The following is a 22,827-nucleotide window of genomic DNA, read 5'->3' as shown; positions in this document are numbered from 1 at the left end:
GGACCCGTATGCGCCTCCTCCGCTCCGCCCTGCTGCTGACCGCGGCATGTCTTCCCGTAGCGGTGGTGGCGCAGACGGCGCCTGCTTCCACGCAGGTATCGGTCAAGCCGATCGCCTATACCGAGCGCACGTTGCCGAACGGCCTGCGCGTCTATGCGATCCGCGATACCGGCACGCCGAACGTGTCGGTGCAGGTCTGGTACGATGTCGGCTCGAAGGACGACCCCAAGGGCAAGTCCGGGTTCGCGCACATGTTCGAACATCTCATGTTCAAGTCGACGCGCAACCTGGTGTCGGAGCAGATGGACCGGCTGACCGAGGACGTCGGCGGGTATAACAACGCGTCGACCAACGACGACTACACCAATTATTACGAGGTGATCCCCGCCAACCACCTCCAGCGGCTGCTGTTCGCGGAGGCCGACCGGATGGCGAGCCTCGTCGTCGAGCCCAAGAGCTTCGGGTCGGAGCGCGACGTGGTGAAGGAGGAACTGCGCCAGAGCACGCTCGCGCGGCCCTACGGCAAGCTGTTCTCGCTCTATTATCCGGCGCTCGCTTATACCGCGCACCCGTATGCGCGCGGGACGATCGGCAGCCTGGAGAATCTCGAGGCGGCCGGAATCGATGACGTCCGCGCATTCCACGCGACCTATTATCGGCCGGACAATGCCATCCTGGTGGTGTCGGGCAATTTCGATCCGGCGCAGTTGAACGGCTGGGTCGACCAGTATTTCGCTGGAATCAAAAAGCCGTCGGCGGCGATCCCGCGCGTGACGGTGGCCGAGCCGGCGCGGACCAAGGCGGTGACGCGCACCGTGTACGAGCCGAACACGCCATTGCCGGCCGTGCTGGTCAGCTATCATGTCCCCGCGGACCGCGATGCGGATAGCGCGGCGTTGACCGTGTTGAACGCGGTGCTGGCGACGGGCGAGAGCTCGCGGCTGTACGAGACCGTGGTGTACCGTGATCAGCTCGCGCAGTCGGCGGAGGCGTTCCTCGACACCAAGCAGTCGACCGGCAATCTGGTGGTCTATGCGATCATGGCGGGCGGCAAGACCGTCGAGGCGGGCGAGGCGGCGCTGAAGCGCGAGATCGCGCGGTTCAGCGATGCAACCGTGAGCGCGGCCGAACTGGCCGAGGCGAAGAACGAGATCCTCACCCAGTCGATCCGGTCGCGCGAGACCGCCGAGGGCAAGGCAAGCACGCTGGCCGCCGCGGTGCTGATCGACGGCGATCCGCAGGCGGCGGACAAGCAGCTCGCGGCGATCTCTCGCGTGACGGCGGCGGATATCCAGCGGGTCGCGCGGAAATATCTCGGCGAGAACCAGTCGGCGACGATCCGGTATATGCCTATCGCCGACAAGCCCGCGACCGGCGTTGCCGATACGATCGCGGTGGCGCCGACCGTCCAGGTTGCCGATCTGAAGACGCCTGCGGATGTCGAGATCGTGACGCCTGCGCCGGACGGCCAGCGCGTCCAGCCCCCGGCGCCGAGCGCGCCGGTATCGCCGACGATCCCGCAGCCGGTGGAGGTTCGCCTGGCCAACGGCATGCGGCTGGTCACGGTGGAGCGGCACGACCTGCCGATCGTCACCGCCTATCTGGTGACCGCCGGCGGTGCGGCGACCGATCCGGCAAACCGGGCTGGTGTCAGCAGTCTATCGGCGGAGTTGCTCACCAAGGGCACGAAGACACGCTCGGCAACGCAGATCGCGCGGGCGATCGAGGGTCTTGGCGGCTCGATCGGCAGCGCGGCGGGCAGCGACGGGGCGTCGGTGGACGTGACGGTGAAGTCGGACCAGCTTGCCCCCGCAATGGCGATCCTGGCGGACGTGGCGGTCAATCCCGCCTTTGCGCCCGAAGAGATCGAGCGCGCGCGGACGCAGCAGGTCGATGCCGTCACGCTGGCGCTGAAGAACCCCGCGCAGGTCGCCGGGCTGGTCGCGGATCGTGCGGTGCTCGGCGCATCGCCTTACGGGGCACCGTTCGGGGGAACGCCACTCTCGTTGAAGGCGATCACGCGGCCGGACATCGCCGCGGCCTATGCCCGGAGTTTCCAGCCGGGCCAGGCAACGCTGATCATGGTCGGCGACGTTACCGCCGCGCGGGCGAAGGCGCTGGCGGAGGCACAGTTCGGGGGCTGGAAATCGGCCGGTACGGTGGCGGCGAACGCGCCTCGGGTGGTGTATCCCAAGCCTCGCGTGATCGTCGTCGACATGCCCGAGGCGGGTCAGGCGGGGGTGGTCGTCGCGCGGCCGGCGATCGCGCGGAACGATGCGCGCTATTATCCGCTGGCGGTCGGCAACACCGTGCTCGGCGGGGGCTTCTCGTCGCGGCTGAACCAGGAAATCCGGATCAAGCGCGGGCTTGCCTACGGCGCGAGCAGCGGGCTGGATGCGGGCAAGACGCAAGGGACGGTCGCCGCGCGGACGCAGACCAAGAACCCCACCGCGGCGGAGGTCGTGACGCTGATCGCCGCCGAGATGGCGCGGCTGGGGTCGGCGCCCGTGCCCGCCGCCGAACTCGACACGCGCAAGGCGGTGCTGGTCGGTAATTTCGGTCGCAACATCGAGACGACGTCCGGGGTTGCCGGGATCCTCGGCGCATATGTCCAGAACGGCGTGCCGCTGGCCGAGTTGCAGCGCTACACCGGCGCGGTCGGGGCGGTCGATCCGACCGCGGTACAGGCGGCGGCGGCCGCGCTGCTGGATCCGAAGGCGGCGAGTATCGTCGTGGTCGGCGACGCCAAGCAGTTCATCGAACCGCTGCGCAAGGCCTATCCCAATGTCGAGGTGATCCCCGAGTCTGCGCTCAAGCTGGATACCGCAACCTTACGGTAAGCCATTGCTGCTAAGCCGTTCTGCGACCCGACAAAACGAGGTGCGCAAACGGCGGCAGATGGAGGAACGGGAGCAATCGGCAATCGGCATCGTCCCGTGGTGGGACGATCGAAATCCGGGCGCGATCGGACCGCGGAAATCGGCTATCCCGACGCGGTGTTCGGCGCGTGAGCATTCCGCTCATCCCCACGATATGAGGTAACGGCGTGCGCGTTCGGGTGCAGACGGTTCGGCTTATGCGCCGCATCTGGTTGGCGATGATGGCCACGGTGCTGGTGATCGGCGCCGGCATCTCCGCGCACGCCGCGCTCCGCGTCATCTCCGCCCGCAATGCCGCGCGGGACCAGGCGATGGTCGCGGCCGATGCGCGCGGCGTGTCGAGCCCGATGCCCGCCACCGATCAGGAAACCGCTGCGCCCGCCGCCGGCGTGACGGGAACGATCGACCTGCCCGATCTGCCGATCCCCGCGGGCGCGGTGCTGGATGCTGGCGTCGTGCCCGCGCGGCCGTTTTCGATGGCGGGCGCCTCGGCACTCGACCGTGACCGCGCGCTGCAATGCCTGACGGCCGCGATCTATTACGAAGCCGCATCCGAATCCGACTCCGGGCAGCAGGCGGTGGCGCAGGTCATCCTCAATCGCGCGCGCCATCCGGCGTTTCCGGGGACGGTGTGCGGCGTGGTGTATCAAGGCTCCGAGCATGCCGGCTGCCAGTTCAGCTTCGCCTGCGACGGCGCGCTCGCCCGTATGCCGGCGCGGGCGGCATGGGTCCGCGCGGCGCGCGCGGCGGGGATGGCGCTGGCGGGCTATGTCTATGCGCCGGTCGGGCTGGCGACGCATTACCACACCTATGCGGTGACGCCGGCGTGGAACCGGGCACTGGTGATGACCGATGTCGTCGGGGCGCATTTCTTCCATCGGTGGAAGGGCTATTGGGGCACGTCCGCAGCCTTCAACCAGCGTTATGCGGGCGGCGAGCCGGTGCCGGGGCCGCATATGACGCTGTCACCAGCCGCGCCGCCGACTCCGCAGATGATCGCGGCGGCGGGGGCTGCGGCGGTTTCCGTCCCGGTGCCGGCCGCGTCGGTGGAGCTGGCGCCCGTCGCTCTCGCAGAAGCCAAGCCAGTGCATGCCAGGCCCGCCGCGCCGGTGGTGACGGATATGCTGCCGCCGGAGTCGCAGATACTCGACCGGTGGAAGGATTCGGGGAAGCCGTTGAAATAGGCGCTGGTATCGGGCGAGTACCCTTCTCACCCTGCCACTTCCGATGGGCAACAATGCACCTTGCTCTGGCGCGACGACCGGTCGGATCAGGCCGGGCGAAGAGTTTGTGCGCGCGGAGGCGCAGAGGACGCAGAGGTGGTGCGCTCGGGTGCCCCTGCCCGGCCTGCATGGGCAGATCGACTTTGGATTCGATCGTTCGACGCCGTGTGGCTCGGCATTATGCAGGACCGTCAGCCACGCACAGAGTACGTCCAGTTCAGAACCGGCAGAGCGCTGCGCATCTCAGTGTCATTCCCGCACAGGCGAGGATCGCTGTCGGCAAGCGTCGGCGCACGGTCCAGCGCATCTGAAGATATGGGCCGTCACCTCCGCGGGGATGACCGAGAATTGTAAAGTTGCTCAAGCTCATTGTGGCATCACGGCCCTGAAGCTCCGGACTCGCGCAAGCTGTAGAATGTCGAAGCGCCGGTGTTCGGTCACCGCCGTCTCGGCTGAAGGCCCCGCGCTCTCTGCGCCTCTGCGAACCCCTTCACCTCCGACCGAGACCCGCTCCATTGCAGACAACAAAAAACCCGAGCGCATCGCTGCGCCCGGGCTTCCAACACTTCGGTCTGCAATCGATCGCGCGCCTATTCGGCGGGCACCATCGACGGCGTGCCGATCATCATGCGTTCGCCACCGGGGGGGGCGGCTTCGCGGGCGGCACGGAGAATCTGGGTGCGTTCGGCGCGCGATGCCATGTCGTCCCAAGCCTTTTCGGCGCGGCGGCAGCGATCGCGGACGTTATCGAGTTGCGCAGCATCGCCGTTGCGACGCTCTTCATCAGCGCGGGCCCGGTAAAATTCTGGATTATCGGCCATGCTGGTGCGCTCCTGCGAGAGAATTAGGAAAGATTTGGTGCGGCGATCCGAAGACCGCCGCACCACAACCGAGTTCAGGTCGGCGAATTACTCCGCCGACGAGATCAATCGGCTGGCTGGAGGTTCACGGCCGACTGCTTGCCGCGCTTGTCGGGCTCGAGCTCGTAGGTGACGCGCTGGTTCTGGTTCAGCGTCGGCATGCCGGCGCGCTCGACTGCGGTGATGTGCACGAAGGCATCATTGCCGCCGCCATCCGGCGCGATGAAGCCATAGCCCTTGTCGGCGTTGAAAAACTTTACGGTTCCGGTGATAGCCATGAATTGGCTCCTTCTTAGTAGAGAGTAACCCGACGTTCGGGCGACCCGTGCCGCGGAGCAGGGAAAGAAGGAGAAAGGTGCCGCAAAGCGCCAAGAACCGTCGATATGCGACTGTAGCTGAGCCCTATATGGGCCAAGACCGCCGGAATTGCAAATCTTGCCGGTAAAATGGGTGAAGAACTGCGTCGATTTACGCGCATAGTATTTTCGCGCGCACCGCTTGAACCGGCCATCATCCAAAACGACCGGCGCCGATAGTTCGACGCCGGTCTAAGGGCTTAGCGGCAACGGGTCTCGTTGCTCGAGCGGTCGACCGCACGGCCGGCAAGCGCACCGCCGGCTGCACCGAGTACGGTGCCAAGCAAGCCCGAGCCGCCCGGTGCGATGACGTTGCCGAGCACGCCGCCCGCGACTCCGCCGACGATCAAGCCGGTGGTGCCGTCGTTGCGGCGGCAGTAATAGCGACCGTCGTTACCGCGGTAGACACGCTCGTTGCGCGACAGGCGGCGCTCGCGATAGCGGCGGTCGTCGCGGTAGTAGCGACCCGCATCGTAGCTGCCATAGGCAGGGTCCGGGCGGTTGTAATCGTAGGAGCGATAGCGCGGGTCGACGCCGTATTGGCTGCCTCCGCCGCCGACGCAACCGGCGACCAGAGTGGAGGCGGCCAGCAGGCCCAGCATCGCAACGCGCATTTCGTGTCCTTTCAGAAAGTTGTCCTGAAAGCGTAATGATCGGCGCCGGCATTTGGTTGCCGACGCCGACTTGGCGTCAATCCTTGAGGTTGGCGGGCACGGTGCCGCCGTTCTTTTCCAGCTCGCGCATCACGGCCTTGATCAGCCAGATGTTCATCTCCGCGCTGCCGTCCTTGGCGCCGGGATAGCCGAGCTCGGTGGCGAGTTCCTTGCGGTTGTCGAGGCTCGAATCGAGATCGAGCAGCTTCATCAGGTCGACGATCGACGTGCGCCAGTTGAGGTCGGAGCCCTTCTTCGCGGCGATCCCCGAGAGGACCGCCTCGACGTCAACCGCCTGCGCGGGCGCGGCGGGAGCGGCCTGCGGCGTCGGTGCGGCAGGCTTTGGCGCAGACTGCGCGGCGGTGGTCTGCGGTGCGGGCGCGGGGGCGGGCGCGGGGGCCGGCGCGGCATCGGCCTTGGGCGTGCCGAAATGACCGCTGCCGAGCGGACCCTTCTCACCGAAGATAGCGGACTTGATCTTGCTGAAGATACTCATGGGGGTCTCCGTCGATTGGTAGAGTGACGGCAGGAGAACGCCCGGTTCGGGATTTGGGTGCAGGACCGGCGGCCGGCTGCGGCGGATCGTCCGCGCGCTGCGACTGGGCGGGATCGGGGGGGGGCGCATTCGGGCGGAGGGGCAGCGCGCGGGGTCCGGGCGGGAAGGTTTGGGTCGGTTGGATAGGATGCGTTTGCCATGATCCGTGCTCTCGCGCTTTGCGAAGAGGGCCGATCGGCAATGCCGGATCAGGGTCTGCAGGACAGCGGTCGGGAATGTTGCGTGGAGGGCGCCGCAGCTTCGCGAAACACCCAGCCGGCCCGCAACTTTCTGATCCTCCCCCGCCAGGGGGCGGTGGCGCCGAAGGTGACGGAGGGGGAGGACACGCAACGCAGGCAGTCGCCCCCTCCCCCTCCGTCTGGCAAGAGCCAGCTTCCTCCCCCTGGCGGGGGAGGATCGTTGGGCGCCGTCAGCCGATCGTCGAACCGCGATCCGCGGCGAAGGACGGCGCCGGGCCGGTGGCGGGGCGCAGCGACTCGCGCTCGGCCTTGGTCGGGACGGCGGTGGGATCGGGACGGAAGGCCTCGGGCGCGCGATCGTCCGCACCGGGGCGCGGCTTGTCGAGCGCGAGATCGGGCGCGGCATGCTCGGCGGGGTTCTTCTTCGATCGCAGGAAGACCGCGAGCAACGCCCCGCCCAGCCCGATCGCGGCGGCGCCGATCGAGAGCGCGTTGCGGCCGAACGTCTTGGGCTTGGGCTTGTGGTCAGGCTGGTGCGGGTGGCGGTGGTCGAATTTGGGCATGGGTTTTCCGTTTCTGAATGCGCGACGCCAACGGGCGGGTGCGGTGGGCGGTTCCTTCGTTAGCGATCCCGCCGTAACGGAGCAGTCTCGCCAACGCCTGCCCGACGCGTGTGCCACACATGACGCCTCAGAAACGGGAGGATGATCATGCGGAGCAAGGGAAGGACCGTCAGGGCGGCGCTAGCGGGCATTGTGGGGGTCGGAATCGGCCTGTCGAGCCTGGGGACGACGCAAGCTGTTGCGCAGGAAAGCGCGCCGGCGAGGGAATTCGTGCACAACGCGGCCCCAGCCGACCTGCCGGACGACCGGATAGAGCGCTTCACCGGCGATCTGCGTGGCGCGATCGGGCAGTGGACGGGCGTACGCAGTTGCAGCCGGGCCCGTCGCGCGACCGAAGCACGGAAGGCGGCGTACGAGCGCTGGATCGGGCAGCAGACTCTCGCGCGACGCGGGAAGACTCTGCTCGTGGCGGGCGTCGGGCCTGGACAGTGGCGGTTCGAGAACCGGCGAACCGACGGCAGGCGCAGTTGCAAGGGTTGGTACCAGTCCGCGCCGGCATACGCGCACTTCTATTGACTGGCGCCCCGCGACCGTATCCAAAACGGACCGGTCTCGGGGTGACGCAGCGCGGGCCGGGCTGGCTTGGGCGGACCAATGCGGCGTTGCGGATGGCGGCGGGGCCTTAGGTGTAGCACTGGCGGGCGTGGAGGACGGCAAGTATTTCTACGCGGCTTGTGGAAGGATCGCTTGCAATTGAACATGCGGCTACGCCAGTATTCAATCCATTCAGGAGATTATGATGGCGGCGACCGACGAATTCTATTCAGCGGCCGGCAATGACCGTCTTTCCTCACGCCAGATCGATGAGTTAATCGGCATTGCACGGGGCGTTGCGGCGGATGGCGGTCTCAACCAATCAGAAGTCGAGTTCCTGCAGAAATGGTTGGCCGCGAGCGCAGACCTTAGCGACCAACCCATCATCCGCGTCCTTTACGATCGTATCAACGCCGTACTGAGCGACGGCATTGCCGACGAGGACGAATGCCGCGACCTTCTGACAACGCTAAACGCCTTTTCGAGCCGGGATTTCGAACTGGGCGAACTCCTGAAGGCAACGACACTGCCGCTCTGCGACCCTGCCCCGACGCTGATGTTTGATGGCCGCAGCTACTGCTTCACGGGGACGTTCAACTTCGGGCAGCGTAAGGCGTGTGAAGCCGCGGTGGGCGAGCGCGGTGGGCGATGCGGCAGTCTGACGCAAAAGACGAACGTGTTGGTTATCGGGTTGTACGCGACCGAGTCGTGGAAACACTCTTCGTTCGGTAATAAGATCCTCAAGGCCGCTGAAATGCGTTCCCAAGGCATACCGATTGCCATCGTTTCCGAACAGCATTGGGCTGGGCACCTCTGATCGCATCGCTGGATCAGACGATATCTACCAAAATCCGCCCGCATCCTTGATCGCAGTCAGCAAGGCAAACTTGCTCTCCGTCCGCTGCGTGCCGGCGTTGCGTGGCATCACGATATCGCCGACGGCCGCACGCCGACGTGCGACATCCTGCGCGAAATCGGCGAGCGGGGTGGCGCGTTGGCTAGAGGATGTCGTCAATGCCATAGTCGTTCGAGGTTTCTTCGCGAATTCTTCGATCCAGATAACTATCATCCTGGCCCTGATAAAGCCTGAACAAAGTTTGCGCCTGTGCCAGCATGTCGGGGGCGGCGCCGGACGCATATTGCCCCATGCGGTCGGCAATCAGATCCTCGACGGATATCACCGCGAACCGGTCCCCGGCGGATGCGTCGATCAGCCGAACCCGCGCCTGTTCCGCCCTTCCGTCGAGCAGCGCCGATCCGACCACTTCGAAACCGAGCTTCAAGTCGGGGTGGATCCAGCCGCGCGTCAAGCTGCCCGGTCCGCGTGGCTTGACGAACCCGTGGTCCTGCAACGCCTGTTCCACAACATCCTGGCGCGCGGTCACGAGGTCGAAGTCGCCCGTCGCGATGGCGCTCCCCGAATAGAGCTCCACCGCCGCGCCGCCGACGAGCACCGGTGCGGCAAAGCCCCGACGCACGACCGACGCGCTAACCGACGCGAACAGCTCCAGGGCGGCCTCGAATTCGGGCCGCCAGATGCTCATTTCGCGGCAGCGACCTTCTTCGGCTCCAGCAACGGCGCCAGATACTTTCCGGTAAAGCTACCCTTGGCCTTCGCCACCTTCTCCGGCGTGCCTTCGGCGACGATCTCGCCGCCCTTGACGCCGCCCTCCGGCCCGAGGTCCAGCACCCAGTCCGCGGTCTTGATCACGTCGAGATTGTGTTCGATCACGACGACCGTGTTGCCCTGCTCGACCAGCGCGTGGAGGACCTCCAACAACTTGCGGACGTCCTCGAAATGCAGGCCCGTCGTGGGTTCGTCGAGGATGTAGAGCGTGTTGCCGGTCGCACGGCGCGAGAGTTCCTTGGCGAGCTTGACGCGTTGCGCCTCGCCGCCCGAGAGCGTCGTCGCCTGCTGGCCGACCTTGACGTAGCCCAGACCCACCTCGACCAGCATCGCCATCTTGTCGCGGATCGGGGGGACCGCCTTGAAGAACTCGGCGGCATCCTCGACGGTCATGTCGAGCACGTCGGCGATGCTGTGGCCCTTGAACTTCACCTCGAGCGTCTCGCGATTGTAGCGCGCGCCGTGGCAGACGTCGCACTGCACATAGACGTCGGGGAGGAAGTGCATCTCGATCTTGAGCACGCCGTCGCCCTGGCACGCCTCGCAGCGGCCGCCCTTGACGTTGAAGCTGAACCGGCCGGGCTTGTAGCCGCGCGCCTGGCTCTCCGGCAGCCCGGCGAACCAGTCGCGGATCTGCGTGAAGCTGCCGGTATAGGTGGCGGGGTTGCTGCGCGGGGTGCGGCCGATCGGCGACTGGTCGATGTCGATGACCTTGTCGAGATATTGCAGGCCGGTGATCTTGTCGTGCTTGCCCTGAACGATGCGCGCGCCGTTCAGCTCGCGCGCGGCGGCGGCGTAGAGCGTGTCGATCGTGAAGCTCGACTTGCCCGACCCCGAGACGCCGGTGACGCAGGTGAAGGTGCCTAGCGGGATGCTCGCGGTGACGCCGGTCAGGTTGTTGGCGGTGGCGTTGTGGACGGTGAGCTTCTTGCCGTTGCCTTTCCGCCGCGTCGTCGGGACCGGCACTTCGCGCGTGCCGTTGAGGTAGTCGGCGGTGATGCTGCCCTTCGACTTCAGGATCTGCTTGAGCGTGCCCTGCGCGACGACCTGGCCGCCGCGGACGCCCGCACCCGGCCCCATGTCGATGATATAGTCGGCGGTGCGGATCGCGTCCTCGTCATGCTCGACGACGAGCACGGTGTTGCCGAGATCGCGTAAGCGCCGCAGCGTCTTGAGGAGCATGTCGTTGTCGCGCTGGTGCAGGCCGATCGAGGGCTCGTCTAGGACGTAGAGCACTCCGGAGAGGCCGCTGCCTATCTGCGACGCGAGGCGGATGCGCTGGCTTTCGCCGCCGCTCAGGGTTCCCGAGGTGCGGTCGAGGTTGAGATAGTCGAGCCCGACATTGTTGAGGAAGCCGAGGCGCTCGACGATTTCCTTCAGGATGCGCTCGGCGATCGCGTTTTGCTGGTCGCCCAAGTGCTGCGGCATGTCGGTGAAGAACTGGAGCGCGTCGACGACCGAGAGGTGCGTGGCGTAGCTGATGTCCTTCATCGCGATCTTGACCGCGAGCGCTTCGGGTTTCAGGCGCGCGCCGCCGCAGACCTCGCACGGGGCGGCGGACTGGTATTTGTTAAGCTCCTCGCGCATCCACGCGCTCTCGGTCTGGAGCAGGCGGCGGTTGAGGTTGCCGATGACGCCCTCGAACGGCTTGGAGACGTCGTATTTCTTCTTGCCGTCGATGAAGGTGAGCGTGACGGGCTTGCCCTTCGAGCCGTGCAGGATGACGCGCTGGACCTCTTCGGGGAGGTCGGACCAGGGCGTCTCGATGTCGAACTTGTACTCGCGCGCGAGGCTGCCGAGGACCTGCATGTAATAGGGCGAGGGCGGGTTGGATTTCGCCCAGGGGACGACTGCGCCCTTCTTGATGCTGAGCATGTGGTTGGGGACGACGAGGTCTTCGTCGAACAGCAATTTCTCGCCGAGGCCGTCGCAGGCCGGGCACGCACCCTGGGGGGCGTTGAACGAGAAGAGGCGGGGCTCGATCTCGGAGATGGTGAAGCCGCTGACCGGGCAGGCGAACTTCTCGCTGAACACGATGCGGCCGTCGGGGGCGTTGCTGCCGAGGATTTCCGATTTCGGGGTGTGCGGCTCGACCGGGTCGGCGGGGTCGACATAGGCGAGGCCCTCGGCGAGCTTCAGCGCGGTTTCGAAGCTCTCGGCCAGGCGCGTGGCGATCTCGCCACCGACGACGAGGCGGTCGACGACGACTTCGATGTCGTGCTTGTACTTCTTGTCGAGCGCGGGGGCCTCGTCGATGTCGTGGATCGTGCCGTCGATGCGGACGCGCGTGAAGCCCGCCTTCTGCCACTCGGCGAGTTCCTTGCGATACTCGCCCTTGCGGCCGCGGACTACGGGGGCGAGCAAATAGAGCCGCGTGCCCTCGGGGAGCGCCATGACTCGGTCGACCATCTGGCTGACGGTCTGCGCGGCGATCGGCTCGCCGGTCGCGGGCGAGTACGGGATGCCGACGCGCGCCCAGAGCAGGCGCATGTAATCGTAGATCTCGGTGACGGTCGCGACGGTCGAGCGCGGGTTGCGGCTCGTCGTCTTCTGCTCGATCGAGATGGCGGGCGACAGGCCCTCGATGTGGTCGACATCGGGCTTTTGCATCAGTTCGAGGAACTGGCGGGCATAGGCGCTGAGGCTCTCGACGTAGCGGCGCTGGCCCTCGGCGTAGATGGTGTCGAACGCAAGGCTCGACTTGCCCGAGCCGGACAGCCCGGTGATCACCGTCAGCGTGTCGCGGGGGATGTCGATGTCGACGTCCTTGAGGTTGTGTTCACGCGCGCCGCGTACGGAGATCTTGGTCAGCATGAGGCGGTGTGTTCCATATTTGTTCGTGTGCGGCAAGCTGTGTTCGCGCGCAGCGACGCCTGCGCGGCGCCATTCGATCGGGTGCTGAGATGGGTAACGTCGGCGGCCGGCGAAAGGGGGCATTGTCGTGGGTTAGCGCGATACTTACATGGTGTATTGGATATACAATACAGCTTTGGAGGCCGGCATGGGCAAGAAGAAGGACGAGCGAAAGCGGCGCGAACGCGAGGCCGAACAGACGGCGCAGGCCGCAGGCGGCGACCACACGCATGACGCCCGCAAGCATGACGATCACAAGCATTCGGATCACAAGCATTCGGATCACAAGCATGGGGACCACAAGCACGCGGACCACAAGCATGGCGGCGCTGCGCCGTTCGCCGGGATCGCTGCGGCGGTCGCGCGGCAATTGGCGACGCCCGCGGGTCGGCAGGTGGTCGCAGCCGGGTTGATGGCGGCGGCGGCCGCGATCTCTCGGCAGGATATGAAGGCGAAGACTGCGGCCGCGGCCCCTCCCCCGGCTTCGCCCCCGCCACCACCGCAGCCGCCCGAACCGCCGGTGCCGCCCAAGGCTGGCGAGGAACCGGCTGTGGAGAAACCCAACCCCTATGCCGGCGAGACGCCCGAGCCGCCGCGCGGCGACGCGCCGACCCTGCCGCCGGAGATGGCCAAGGTGCTCGGCGCGGTCACGTCGGGACTCGAGACGCTGTTCGCGGGGTTCGGCAAGCCGAAGAGCGATCCGCCCAAGGTGTAAGGCGGCCCCGCACTGAGCGGTCCCCGCCGGTCGAGGGGGCCGCCGACCGGGTCGATGGTCAGGCGACCTTCGCCAGCGCCCTCGGTGCGCGGCGGTCGCCCTTCACCGCGTACATCGCCTGATCGGCGCGGGCGATGAGCGCGGGGAGCGGCGTGGTGGCGGCGTCCTCGATGATGCCGACGCTGATGCTGGGGGCGATGCCGGCCGGGACATCTTGCTTCATCGTCTGGGCGAATCCGCTGGCCATGCGGGTGCCGAGCGCCCTCGCCTGCTCGACGGAAATGCCAGGGAGCAGGCAGACGAACTCGTCGCCGCCCCAGCGGGCGAGATGGCCCTGCGTGCCGAGGACGTCGCGGACGATGTCGGCGAGGTTGCGCAACGCGGCGTCGCCGGCGGCATGACCCTGCGTGTCGTTGAGCGCCTTGAAGCGATCGACGTCGATCATCATCACCGACACGCGGCCGCTGCCGGCGAGCGTCCGCGCGACGCGGTCGAGGCCGGCCCGGTTGAGCGCGCCGGTGAGCCAGTCGCGCTCCATCTGGTCGAGCAGCGCGTTCTGGCCGCGCTCCGCCTGGAGGATCAGCAGCGAGAAGGCGCGGAAGATGATGAAGGCGATCTGGCCGGCGGCAAGCCACGTGCCGAGATCGTCATGCGTCCCCGTCAGCCGCGTGCCGATCCGGTCGGCATAGGCGAGCCATGCGCGGCCGAGGAACATCGGGACGGTGACGGCGAACAAGGCGGCGACGATCCAGCCGGTCTGGAGAGTCTCGCGTCGCGCCATGCGGATCGCGACGCCGACGACGACGAGGTCGAACGCCGCGCGGATGACGCTGAGATAGGCGACGCGGAGGTGGAAATGCGCAGGGTCGTGGCTGACCCACAAGGGCAACCCGCAGACCAGCGCGATCGCCAGCAACGGCATCAGGCGCGCGTCGGGGCGGCTGAACCGCATCACCGCGCCGCTGATCAGCGCATAGCCGAATATGACCGCGGGATTGCCGACGCTGGGCGCCCAGCCGATGCCGATCCGATCGTTCAGCACCGCCATCAGCGCGCCACAACCGGCGATCAGTTGGCCGGCACCCCATAGCCCGGCCCATGCGCCGAACCGGCCGGCGGCAAGGGGGATGAGGTGGACGAAACCGGCGACCAGCATGCCGAGGCCCGCGACGACGTAGAGAGTAGTGAGATCCAGCGCCACGGCGACCTGCTTGTTGGTTCGTTATGCGGCGTCTTAGTGCGGCTTTGCTAAGGATTGGTTCCGTTTGGGGGCTGGGTTGGTTCGGCGGCTGTGGATTTGGGGGGGCAAGGCGGGTGTGGCGTGCTGCACGCATCGCTCTCGATGTTTCCCCGCGAAGGCGGGGACCCAGACTGGGCTCCCGCCTTCGCGGGAGAACGAGGGGGTGCGGTATGCTTTGGGGTTGGATGGGGTTGGCGCGCCTAGTCACGCATCGCGCGCGCCATTTCAGAGCGCCCCCCCTGCCCCTGCCCCTCCCCCACGTCATCCCGGCGGACGCCGGGACCCATGGTAGCGGACCGGGTGATGGCAGCACGGTATCGCCGGGTCCGCCGTATCCATGGGTCCCGGCGTTCGCCGGGATGACGGAGGGGGTTGAGGGTCCCTCACAGGGTGTGGGAGGATGATTGCGGTGGATGCGAGCGCGGTTACATCCGCGCTCCAATATCCGCCTTCGTTCTCCCCCCCCCGCCCTGGGCCCTGGGCCCTGGGCCCTGGGCCCTCCGCCCTCAGCCCTAGACCTTGGGCTTCGGGCTACGAGTTCCAGGCTACGGGTGTGGGCTCCAGGCTACGGGCTCAACGCCGCGTACCCGTCCCCCGTCCCCCGCCCCCCGTCCCCCGCGAACGCAGAAAGGGCGCCGGTGGGATACCACCGACGCCCTCCGATACTCAGCGCAACCGTGGCTTGGCCGGACAGGGGCAAAGCCCCTGTCGTCGGACGGCGCTGGAGCGCCGCCGGCCGGTCCGGCCGCCGGTTGCTCGGCCGTAGCTTGCGCTACGGCCTTCGCGCGGTCGTACTCAGATGTGGATGGGCTTGCCCTGTACCGCCATCGCGGCTTCCTTCATCGCCTCGGCATGCGTGGGATGCGCGTGGCAGGTGTAGGCGATGTCTTCGCTGGTCGCGCCGAATTCCATCGCGATGGCGGCTTCGGCGATCAGCGTGCCGGCGAGGCTCGAGACGATCCAGACGCCGATTACGCGATCGGTCTTGGCGTCGGCGATGATCTTCACGAAGCCGTCGGTGTCGCGGTTGGTCTTGGCGCGGCTGTTCGCGGCGAACGGGAACTTGCCGACCTTGATCTCGCCCTTGTCCTTGGCGGCTTCCTCGGTGAGGCCAACGCCGGCGATCTCGGGCATCGTGTAGACGACGGACGGGATGACGTCCTCGTTGATGATCCCCGTCTGGCCAGCGATGTTCTCCGCGACCGCGACGCCCTCGTCCTCGGCCTTGTGCGCGAGCATCAGGCCGGGAACGCAGTCGCCGATCGCCCACACGCCGTCGACCTTGGTGCGGAAGCTGTGATCGGTCTCGATCTGGCCGCGCTTGTTGAGCTCGAGGCCGATGGCTTCGAGGTTGAGGCCGTCGACATTGGCCTTGCGGCCGATCGAGACGAGCACCGCGTCGGCGGTCATCGTCTCGGACGCGCCGCCAGCGGCGGGCTCGACGGTAACGGTCGCGACGCCGTTATCGACGGTGACGCCGGTGACCTTCGTCGAGAGCTTCAGTTCCATGCCCTGCTTCTTGAAGAGCTTGGCGCTCTCGCGGCGGACTTCGCCGTCGAAGCCGGGGAGGATCTGGTCGACGAATTCGACGACCGTTACCTTCGCGCCGAGGCGACGCCAGACGCTGCCCAGTTCGAGACCGATCACGCCGCCGCCGATGACGACCATGTGCTCGGGGACCTTGGGGATTTCGAGCGCGCCGGTGCTGTCGACGACGGTCTTCTGATCGACCGCAACGCCGGGAAGCGGCATCACCGACGAGCCGGTGGCGATGACGATGTTCTTCGCGGTGACCTTCTGGCCCTCGACGTCGACCGTGTGCGCGTCCTGGAACGCGGCCTTGCCCTTGAGCCAGGTCACCTTGTTCTTCTTGAACAGGAATTCGACGCCGCCGGTCAGTTCCTTGACGGCCTTGGCCTTCTCGGCGTGCATCTGGTCGAGGTTGAGCGTGACGCCGGTGAACTCGACGCCGAACTTGGTCATGTGACCGCCCTTGGCCTCCTCGTACAGCTCGGACGCGTGGAGCAGCGCCTTGGACGGGATGCAGCCGACGTTGAGGCAGGTGCCGCCGAGCGTCTCGCGGCTTTCGGCGCAGGCGACGCGCAGGCCGAGCTGCGCGGCGCGGATCGCCGCGACGTAACCGCCGGGGCCCGCACCGATTACGAGGACGTCATAGTCATAGTCAGCCATTGTCTCTGTCCATCCAAGATTTGTACCGGTCGCCATCGCGCGCCAAGACGACGAGATGACCGAGCAAGGGTTGTCGCTTCAGTGCCGCGATGACCCGCATCACGACGGCCTCGGGATTCAGACGGTCGAGCCGGCTGAAGATCAAGGCCGCGGGAACGGGCATGCTTTGGTTGAATATAAGGTCGCCGAAATCGCTATCATAGGTCAGCAATATCCAATCGGCGATATCGGCTCGGCGAAGAATGGTCTCATCCTGATCAGACGGCGACGACCGCGCTATCCATTCGACGTCGTATCCGTGATCCTGAAGGCCGGCGACCACGCGGGCGTGGACATTCTCATCAGCCAGTATTCGCACCGTCAGGCCGCGAAGCGACGCGCATTCGTTGCGTCGTCCGCCAGCAGATCATGGGCGAACGTGATCGCCGCCTTGACCTGATCCTCGCTGATGTGGGGATAGGCTTCGATCACGTCCTCGACTGTCCCGCCTTCCGCGAAATATTCGAGAACCAGCTCGACCGATATCCGCGTCCCCTTGATCACCGGCTTGCCGCCGAGCACCTTGGGGTCCGAATGGATATGGTCGCGCCAGTTCATCGCTACCTCACAGGTCGATCAGGATACGGGTCGGATCCTCGATAGCATTTTTCAGCGCGACGAGGAACGTCACGGCTTCGCGGCCGTCGATCAGGCGGTGGTCGTAACTGAGTGCCAAGTACATCATCGGGCGGATGACGATCTGGCCGTCGACGACGACCGGGCGCTCCTCGATGCGGTGGAGGCCGAGCACCGCCGACTGGGGCGGGTTGATGATCGGGGTCGACATCAGCGAGCCGAACACGCCGCCGTTCGAGATGGTGAACGTGCCGCCCTTCATCTCGTCCATCTTGAGCGCGCCGGTCTTGGCGCGCTTGCCGAAGTCGCCGATCGTCTTCTCGATCGTCGCGACCGACATCTGGTCGGCATCGCGGATCACGGGGACGACGAGGCCGCCCGGCGAGGAGACCGCGACCGAGATGTCGGCATAGTCGTGATAGACGATGTCGTCGCCGTCGATCGACGCGTTGACCGACGGGATGTCGCGCAGCGCCATGGTCGCGGCCTTCACGAAGAAGCCCATGAAGCCGAGGCGAACGCCGTGCTTCTTCTCGAACAGGTCCTTGTACTTGGCGCGCGCCTCGATCACCGCGGTCATGTCGACGTCGTTGAACGTCGTCAGCATCGCGGCGGTGTTCTGCGCTTCCTTGAGGCGCTTGGCTATCGTCTGGCGCAGGCGCGTCATGCGAACGCGCTCTTCGCCGCGGCCCGAGGCGGCGGGGGCGGCTGCCGGTGCAGGCGCGGCGGCAGGGGCTGCGGCGGGCTTGCTGGAGGCGGCGGCGGTCACGTCTTCCTTGGTGATGCGACCGTCGCGGCCGGTGCCCTTGACGGTGCCGGGGTCGACGCCGTGCTCGAGCACTGCGCGGCGGACCGACGGCGAGAGTGCTGCGGGCGAGTCGCTGGTGCCGGCGCCGGGCTGGTCGCCGTACCCTGCGCCGGACTCGTCCTTGGCGGGCGTTGCAGTCGCAGCGGGCTCGGGGGCCTTGGCGGGGGCAGCCGCCGCGCCGTCACCGGCGTCGATCGTCGCGAGCATCGCGCCGACCTGCACCGTGTCGCCGACCGCGACGGCGTGCTGGCCCATGACGCCGGCGACCGGCGAGGGCACCTCGACCGAGACCTTGTCGGTCTCGAGGCTGGCGATGGGCTCGTCGACGGCGACGGGATCGCCGGGCTGCTTCAGCCACTCGCCGAGGGTGGCTTCGGTGATCGATTCACCCAGGACGGGGACGGTGACTTCGGTTGCCATTTTCTATCTTCCTATCGTTCCCCGGCGAAGGCCGGGGCCCAGGTGGGAAAGGTCGTTTCTTAACTACTGGCCTCCCCCAACTGGGCCCCGGCCTTCGCCGGGGAACAGTGAGGGTGGCGGTGTTACGATGCGCGGGTGCGGCGGATTTCGTCGCGGACGCTGTGGCCGAGCGCGTCGGCGACGAGTGCGCCCTGCTCGGCCTGGTGACGCTTCATCAGGCCGGTCGCGGGCGAGGCCGAGGCGTTGCGCCCGGCGTAGCGCGCGCGCTTCACCGGTGAATCGACCGTTGCCAGCGCCTCCTCGATCAGCGGCTCGACGAAGAACCAGTAGCCGTTGTTCTTCGGCTCTTCCTGCGCCCAGACGATCTCTTCCAGGTTCGGCATCTTGGCGACGCGCTCGGCGATCGGGTTGCCGGGGAAGGGATAGAGCTGCTCGACGCGGACGATCTGCGTGTCCGTATCGCCATGCGCATCGCGCGCCTCGATCAGGTCGTAGGCGACCTTGCCGGTGCACAGGACGAGACGCTTCGTATCGACGTCGGCGGCCGGATTGGTATCCGAGAGCAGGCGGCGGAAATGGCTGTCGCCCTGGAAATCCTCGGCCGACGACACCGCGAGCTTATGGCGCAGCAACGACTTGGGGGTCATCACGATCAGGGGCTTGCGGAAGTTGCGATGCATCTGCCGGCGGAGCAGGTGGAAATAGTTCGCCGGGCTGGTGCAGTTCGCGACCTGGATATTGTCGTCCGCGCAGGACTGGAGGAAACGCTCGGGACGTGCCGAGCTATGCTCCGGCCCCTGCCCTTCGTACCCGTGCGGGAGCAGCATCACGAGGCCGTTGGCGCGGAGCCACTTCGACTCGCCGGACGTGATGAACTGATCGATCATGATCTGCGCGCCGTTGACGAAATCGCCGAACTGCGCCTCCCAGAGGACCAAAGTCTTCGGGTCGGCGAGCGCGTAGCCGTACTCGAAACCGAGTACGCCATATTCGCTCAAGGGGCTGTCGAGCACCTCGAAATTGCCGTGCTCGATCTCCTGCAGCGGCACATATTTGTGCTCGTCGGTCTGGTCGACCCAGACGGCATGGCGCTGCGAGAAGGTGCCGCGGCCCGAATCCTGGCCGGACAGACGGACGCCGTATCCCTCGGACAGAAGCCCGCCGAAGGCAAGCGCCTCGCCGGTCGCCCAGTCGAAGCCCTTGCCCGACTTGAACATCTCGCGCTTGGCATCGATCACGCGGTTGAGCGTCTTGTGGATCTTCACGCTGTCCGGGATCGTCGTCAGCGTGCGGCCGAGCGAGTCGAACAACTTGGGGGCGAGGCCCGTCTCGACGTTGCGGCGCGCGGACGCACCGTCGGTCGGCGCGCTGAGGCCGGTCCAGCGACCGCCGAACCAGTCGGCCTTGTTCGGCTTGTACGACGAACCCGCTTCGAACTCGCCCTCGAGACGAAGCGTGAACTGCTTCACATTCTCGTCGATCCAGGGCTGGTCGATCACGCCTTCCTTGACGAGGCGGTTGCCGTACACCGACGAGACGCCGGGGTGCTTGCGGATGATGTCGTACATCAGCGGCTGCGTGAAGGACGGCTCGTCGCCCTCGTTATGGCCGAAGCGGCGATAGCACCACATGTCGATGACGATGTCGCGGTGGAACTTCTGGCGGAATTCCATCGCCATCTTGGTGGCGAAGGTGACCGCCTCGGGATCGTCGCCATTGACGTGGAAGACCGGCGCCTGGACGCCCTTGGCGACGTCCGACGGGTAAGGCGACGAGCGCGCGAACTGCGGCGACGTCGTGAAGCCGACCTGGTTGTTGATGATGAAGTGGACGCACCCGCCGGTGTTGTAGCCGCGGATGCCGGAGAAGCCGAGGCATTCCCAGACGATCCCCTGCCCCGCAAACGCGGCGTCGCCGTGGATCAGCACGGGCAAGCTAGCAACATGGTCCTTGAGGTCGTTGTTGAGCGTCTGGATCGCGCGCGTCTTGCCGAGCACGACCGGGTCGGCGGCTTCGAGATGCGACGGGTTGGCGACGAGGCTCATGTGAACCTTGTGGCCGTCGAACTCGCGGTCGGTGCTGGTGCCGAGGTGATACTTCACGTCGCCCGAACCACCGATGTCATCGGGGTTGGCCGAACCGCCGGCGAATTCGTGGAAGATGACGCGGAGCGGCTTGGCCATAACGTTGGCGAGCACGTTCAGACGACCGCGATGCGCCATGCCGATGACGATCTCGCGCACGCCCATCTGGCCGCCGTACTTGATCACGCTTTCGAGCGCGGGGATCATCGATTCACCGCCGTCGAGGCCGAAGCGCTTCGTGCCGACATATTTCTTGCCGAGGAACTTCTCCCACTGCTCGGCTTGGATCACCTTGGTGAGGATCGCCTTCTTGCCGTCGACGGAGAATTCGATCGCCTTGTCCTGGCCTTCCATGCGCTCCTGGAGGAAGCGGCGCTCCTCGACATCGGCGATGTGCATGTATTCGAGGCCGACATTGCCGCAGTAATTCTTGCGCAGCGTGTCGACGAGCTCGCGGATGGTCGCCCATTCGAAGCCCATCGTGCCGCCGAGATAGACCTTCCGGTCGATGTCGGCGTCGGAGAAGCCGTGATATTCGGTCTTCAGATCCTCGGGCATCTCGCGCTTCGAGAGGCCGAGCGGATCGAGATTGGCGGCGAGGTGGCCGCGGACGCGGTAGGTGCGGATCAGCATCTGCGCGCGGATCGCGTCGGCCGCGGCCTTGGCGATCTCGTCCTTCGAGACGGGGGCGGGCGCGGCGGCTGCGGGGGCGGGCTTGCCACCCTTTGCAGGCTTGGGCGCGGGCTCCATCTGGGTCGGATCGAGCGCCGAGGTCAGGTCGTCCGTGGTGGTCAGCGGCCAGCGCGCGCTTTCCCAGCTCGGGCCCTGTGCGGAGCCTTCGAGACCCTCGAAGAACTCACGCCACCCTGCCTCGACCGAGGACGGGTCGCTCGCGAACTTCGCGTAGAGCGTCTCCACGAACGCCGGGCTGACGCCGGCTGCGATATCGCTGAAATCCTGGCCTTCGTAGCCCATCGTCTCGATCCTCAAATTCCCTCTCCCCACGGGGGAGAGGGAGGGGCCCGCCCGCACTTGCGGGTGGGAGGGTGAGGGCACGGGCGGTTGCGTGCCCTCACCCTTCCGCCGCTCAAGAGCGGCTCCTTCCCTCTCCCCGGGGGGAGAGGGGTAGTAACTCAACCCTTCAACACGCTCAGCAGAGTCTCGCCGAGCAGGCTGGGGCTTTCCGAAACGCGGATCCCGGCGGCTTCCATCGCCGCGATCTTGCTCTCTGCATCGCCCTTGCCGCCCGAGACGATCGCACCGGCATGGCCCATGCGACGACCCGGAGGCGCCGTGCGGCCCGCGATGAAGCCGGCCATCGGCTTCTTGCGGCCACGCTTGGCCTCGTCGATCAGGAACTGTGCAGCCTGCTCCTCGGCGTCGCCGCCGATTTCGCCGATCATGATGATCGACTGAGTCTCGTCGTCCGCCAGGAACAGCTCGAGCACGTCGATGAAGTTCGTGCCGTTGACCGGATCGCCACCGATGCCGACCGCGGTCGTCTGACCAAGGCCTGCGTTCGACGTCTGGAAGACCGCCTCATAGGTGAGCGTGCCTGAACGGCTGACAACGCCGACCGAGCCCTTCTTGAAGATCGAACCGGGCATGATGCCGATCTTGCACTCGCCAGGCGTCAGCACGCCGGGGCAGTTCGGGCCGATGAGGCGCGACTTGGAACCCGACAGCGCGCGCTTGACCTTGACCATGTCGAGCACCGGAATGCCCTCGGTGATCGCGACGATCAGCTCGATGTTCGCGTCGATCGCCTCGAGGATCGAGTCGGCGGCAAAGGGGGGCGGCACGTAGATCACCGACGCGGTCGCGCCGGTCATCGCCTTGGCTTCGGCGACGGTGTTGTAGACGGGGAGGTCGAGATGCGTCGTACCGCCCTTGCCGGGGGTGACGCCACCGACCATCTGCGTGCCGTATTCCAGCGCCATCTTGGTGTGGAAGCTGCCGGTTTCGCCGGTCATGCCCTGCGTGATGACCTTGGTGTTCTTGTCGACGAGGATGCTCATCTACGTTGCGCTCCGTTGTATCCCCGCGAAGGCGGGGATCCAGCCTGGGCCCCCGCCTTCGCGGGGGAACAAGCTTGCTAAAATAATGACTCGAACAGGTCGTTCCAGTCGGGGTTCATCTTCTCGATCTCGGACAGTTTCCACTGCCGGCTCCACTTCTTCATCTGAAGTTCGCGCAGCCGCGCGTTGTCCAGATCGTCATGCACCTCATACCAAACCAGAAGTTTGCAGTGGTGCGTTTTCGTGAAGCCGATGATCAGGCCGTTACGATGCTGATAGGATCGTGCGGCTAGGTCGCTGGTTACGCCGAGATAAATCGTTCCGTTTCGCCGGCTCGCCATGATGTAGACGTAGCCGGCTTTGTTCACCGTCCACCTCCTTGTTTCCCCGCGAA

21 protein-coding genes are annotated in these 22,827 nt (G+C 66.4%); 5 read left to right on the top strand and 16 right to left on the bottom strand.

Features of this window, described 5'->3' with window-relative positions:
- The first annotated feature begins 8 nt into the window (after nt 1–8).
- Together EQZ23_RS10235 and EQZ23_RS10230 are read left to right on the top strand one after the other, a co-directional pair.
- A complete protein-coding gene (locus EQZ23_RS10235; RefSeq protein WP_128454311.1) occupies nt 9–2,840 on the top strand; it encodes a pitrilysin family protein in 2,832 nt (943 codons plus the stop codon).
- Nucleotides 2,841–3,076: 236 nt separating this feature from the next.
- On the top strand, nt 3,077–4,063 hold the full coding sequence (locus EQZ23_RS10230; RefSeq protein ID WP_128454310.1) for a cell wall hydrolase: 987 nt from the start codon (nt 3,077–3,079) through the stop codon (nt 4,061–4,063).
- A 629-nt stretch (nt 4,064–4,692) separates the two neighbouring features.
- Here the strand turns inward: EQZ23_RS10230 and EQZ23_RS10225 are convergent.
- The 5 genes from EQZ23_RS10225 to EQZ23_RS10205 form a co-directional block, all read right to left on the bottom strand.
- A complete protein-coding gene (locus EQZ23_RS10225; protein ID WP_128454309.1) occupies nt 4,693–4,923 on the bottom strand; it encodes a hypothetical protein in 231 nt (76 codons plus the stop codon).
- 104 nt (nt 4,924–5,027) lie between these two features.
- On the bottom strand, nt 5,028–5,240 hold the full coding sequence (locus tag EQZ23_RS10220; RefSeq protein ID WP_031394996.1) for a cold-shock protein: 213 nt from the start codon (nt 5,238–5,240) through the stop codon (nt 5,028–5,030).
- Between the two features lie 278 nt (nt 5,241–5,518).
- Nucleotides 5,519–5,932 (bottom strand): glycine zipper 2TM domain-containing protein, encoded by a 414-nt coding sequence (locus EQZ23_RS10215; protein ID WP_206364216.1) that lies wholly within the window; start codon nt 5,930–5,932, stop codon nt 5,519–5,521.
- 76 nt (nt 5,933–6,008) lie between these two features.
- Entirely contained in the window at nt 6,009–6,467 is a 459-nt protein-coding gene (locus tag EQZ23_RS10210; protein ID WP_128454308.1) for a DUF3597 domain-containing protein, read from the bottom strand.
- Between the two features lie 469 nt (nt 6,468–6,936).
- Nucleotides 6,937–7,269 carry a hypothetical protein gene (locus EQZ23_RS10205; protein ID WP_128454307.1) on the bottom strand — a complete coding sequence of 111 codons (333 nt, stop codon included), beginning with the start codon at nt 7,267–7,269 and terminating at the stop codon, nt 6,937–6,939.
- 147 nt (nt 7,270–7,416) lie between these two features.
- Here EQZ23_RS10205 and EQZ23_RS10200 point away from each other — a divergent pair, with 147 nt between their 5' ends.
- Nucleotides 7,417–7,845 (top strand): hypothetical protein, encoded by a 429-nt coding sequence (locus tag EQZ23_RS10200; RefSeq protein ID WP_128454306.1) that lies wholly within the window; start codon nt 7,417–7,419, stop codon nt 7,843–7,845.
- Nucleotides 7,846–8,068: 223 nt separating this feature from the next.
- Nucleotides 8,069–8,680, top strand: a complete 612-nt coding sequence (locus tag EQZ23_RS10195; protein WP_206364215.1) for a BRCT domain-containing protein — start codon at nt 8,069–8,071, stop codon at nt 8,678–8,680.
- A 24-nt stretch (nt 8,681–8,704) separates the two neighbouring features.
- On the opposite strand, the gene EQZ23_RS10190 is transcribed toward EQZ23_RS10195, so the two are convergent.
- From EQZ23_RS10190 to uvrA, 3 genes are read right to left on the bottom strand one after another with little or no spacing between them, the layout of a single operon-like run.
- Nucleotides 8,705–8,884, bottom strand: a complete 180-nt coding sequence (locus EQZ23_RS10190) for a hypothetical protein (protein ID WP_128454304.1) — start codon at nt 8,882–8,884, stop codon at nt 8,705–8,707.
- Entirely contained in the window at nt 8,862–9,407 is a 546-nt protein-coding gene (locus EQZ23_RS10185; RefSeq protein ID WP_128454303.1) for a hypothetical protein, read from the bottom strand. The genes EQZ23_RS10190 and EQZ23_RS10185 overlap by 23 nt, the downstream gene beginning before the upstream one ends.
- On the bottom strand, nt 9,404–12,304 hold the full coding sequence (gene uvrA, locus EQZ23_RS10180; protein WP_128454302.1) for an excinuclease ABC subunit UvrA: 2,901 nt from the start codon (nt 12,302–12,304) through the stop codon (nt 9,404–9,406). Before uvrA ends, EQZ23_RS10185 begins: the two co-directional genes overlap by 4 nt.
- 187 nt (nt 12,305–12,491) lie before the next feature.
- On the opposite strand from uvrA, the gene EQZ23_RS10175 reads away from it, so the two are divergent.
- Complete coding sequence (locus tag EQZ23_RS10175) at nt 12,492–13,058, top strand: hypothetical protein (RefSeq protein WP_128454301.1); 567 nt, start codon at nt 12,492–12,494, stop codon at nt 13,056–13,058.
- A 58-nt stretch (nt 13,059–13,116) separates the two neighbouring features.
- Here EQZ23_RS10175 and EQZ23_RS10170 read toward each other — a convergent pair whose 3' ends face one another.
- The 8 genes from EQZ23_RS10170 to EQZ23_RS10135 all read right to left on the bottom strand — a co-directional run bounded on the left by EQZ23_RS10170 (nt 13,117) and on the right by EQZ23_RS10135 (nt 22,801).
- Entirely contained in the window at nt 13,117–14,259 is a 1,143-nt protein-coding gene (locus EQZ23_RS10170; RefSeq protein WP_128454300.1) for a GGDEF domain-containing protein, read from the bottom strand.
- 834 nt (nt 14,260–15,093) lie between these two features.
- Nucleotides 15,094–16,488: a dihydrolipoyl dehydrogenase gene (lpdA, locus tag EQZ23_RS10165; RefSeq protein ID WP_128454299.1), complete on the bottom strand. Its 1,395-nt coding sequence runs from the start codon at nt 16,486–16,488 to the stop codon at nt 15,094–15,096.
- Entirely contained in the window at nt 16,481–16,846 is a 366-nt protein-coding gene (locus tag EQZ23_RS10160) for a DUF5615 family PIN-like protein (RefSeq protein WP_128454298.1), read from the bottom strand. Before EQZ23_RS10160 ends, lpdA begins: the two co-directional genes overlap by 8 nt.
- Nucleotides 16,847–16,848: 2 nt before the next feature.
- The gene (locus tag EQZ23_RS10155) at nt 16,849–17,085 is read right to left on the bottom strand and encodes a DUF433 domain-containing protein (RefSeq protein WP_128454297.1); all 237 of its coding nucleotides are present in this window, start codon (nt 17,083–17,085) and stop codon (nt 16,849–16,851) included.
- 7 nt (nt 17,086–17,092) lie between these two features.
- Nucleotides 17,093–18,331, bottom strand: coding sequence for a 2-oxoglutarate dehydrogenase complex dihydrolipoyllysine-residue succinyltransferase (gene odhB, locus EQZ23_RS10150; RefSeq protein WP_128454296.1), 1,239 nt, complete (start codon nt 18,329–18,331; stop codon nt 17,093–17,095).
- A gap of 122 nt (nt 18,332–18,453) precedes the next feature.
- Complete coding sequence (locus EQZ23_RS10145) at nt 18,454–21,390, bottom strand: 2-oxoglutarate dehydrogenase E1 component (protein ID WP_128454730.1); 2,937 nt, start codon at nt 21,388–21,390, stop codon at nt 18,454–18,456.
- 158 nt (nt 21,391–21,548) lie between these two features.
- Nucleotides 21,549–22,433 carry a succinate--CoA ligase subunit alpha gene (gene sucD, locus EQZ23_RS10140; RefSeq protein ID WP_055873333.1) on the bottom strand — a complete coding sequence of 295 codons (885 nt, stop codon included), beginning with the start codon at nt 22,431–22,433 and terminating at the stop codon, nt 21,549–21,551.
- Between the two features lie 77 nt (nt 22,434–22,510).
- Nucleotides 22,511–22,801 (bottom strand): GIY-YIG nuclease family protein, encoded by a 291-nt coding sequence (locus EQZ23_RS10135; RefSeq protein WP_128454295.1) that lies wholly within the window; start codon nt 22,799–22,801, stop codon nt 22,511–22,513.
- Nucleotides 22,802–22,827: the final 26 nt, after the last annotated feature.

This window comes from Sphingomonas sp. UV9 (assembly GCF_004101245.1).
Taxonomy (GTDB): Bacteria; Pseudomonadota; Alphaproteobacteria; order Sphingomonadales; family Sphingomonadaceae; genus Sphingomonas.
The sequence above is the reverse complement of the archived record's forward strand: the minus strand, read 5'-3'. Positions and strand labels throughout refer to the sequence as shown.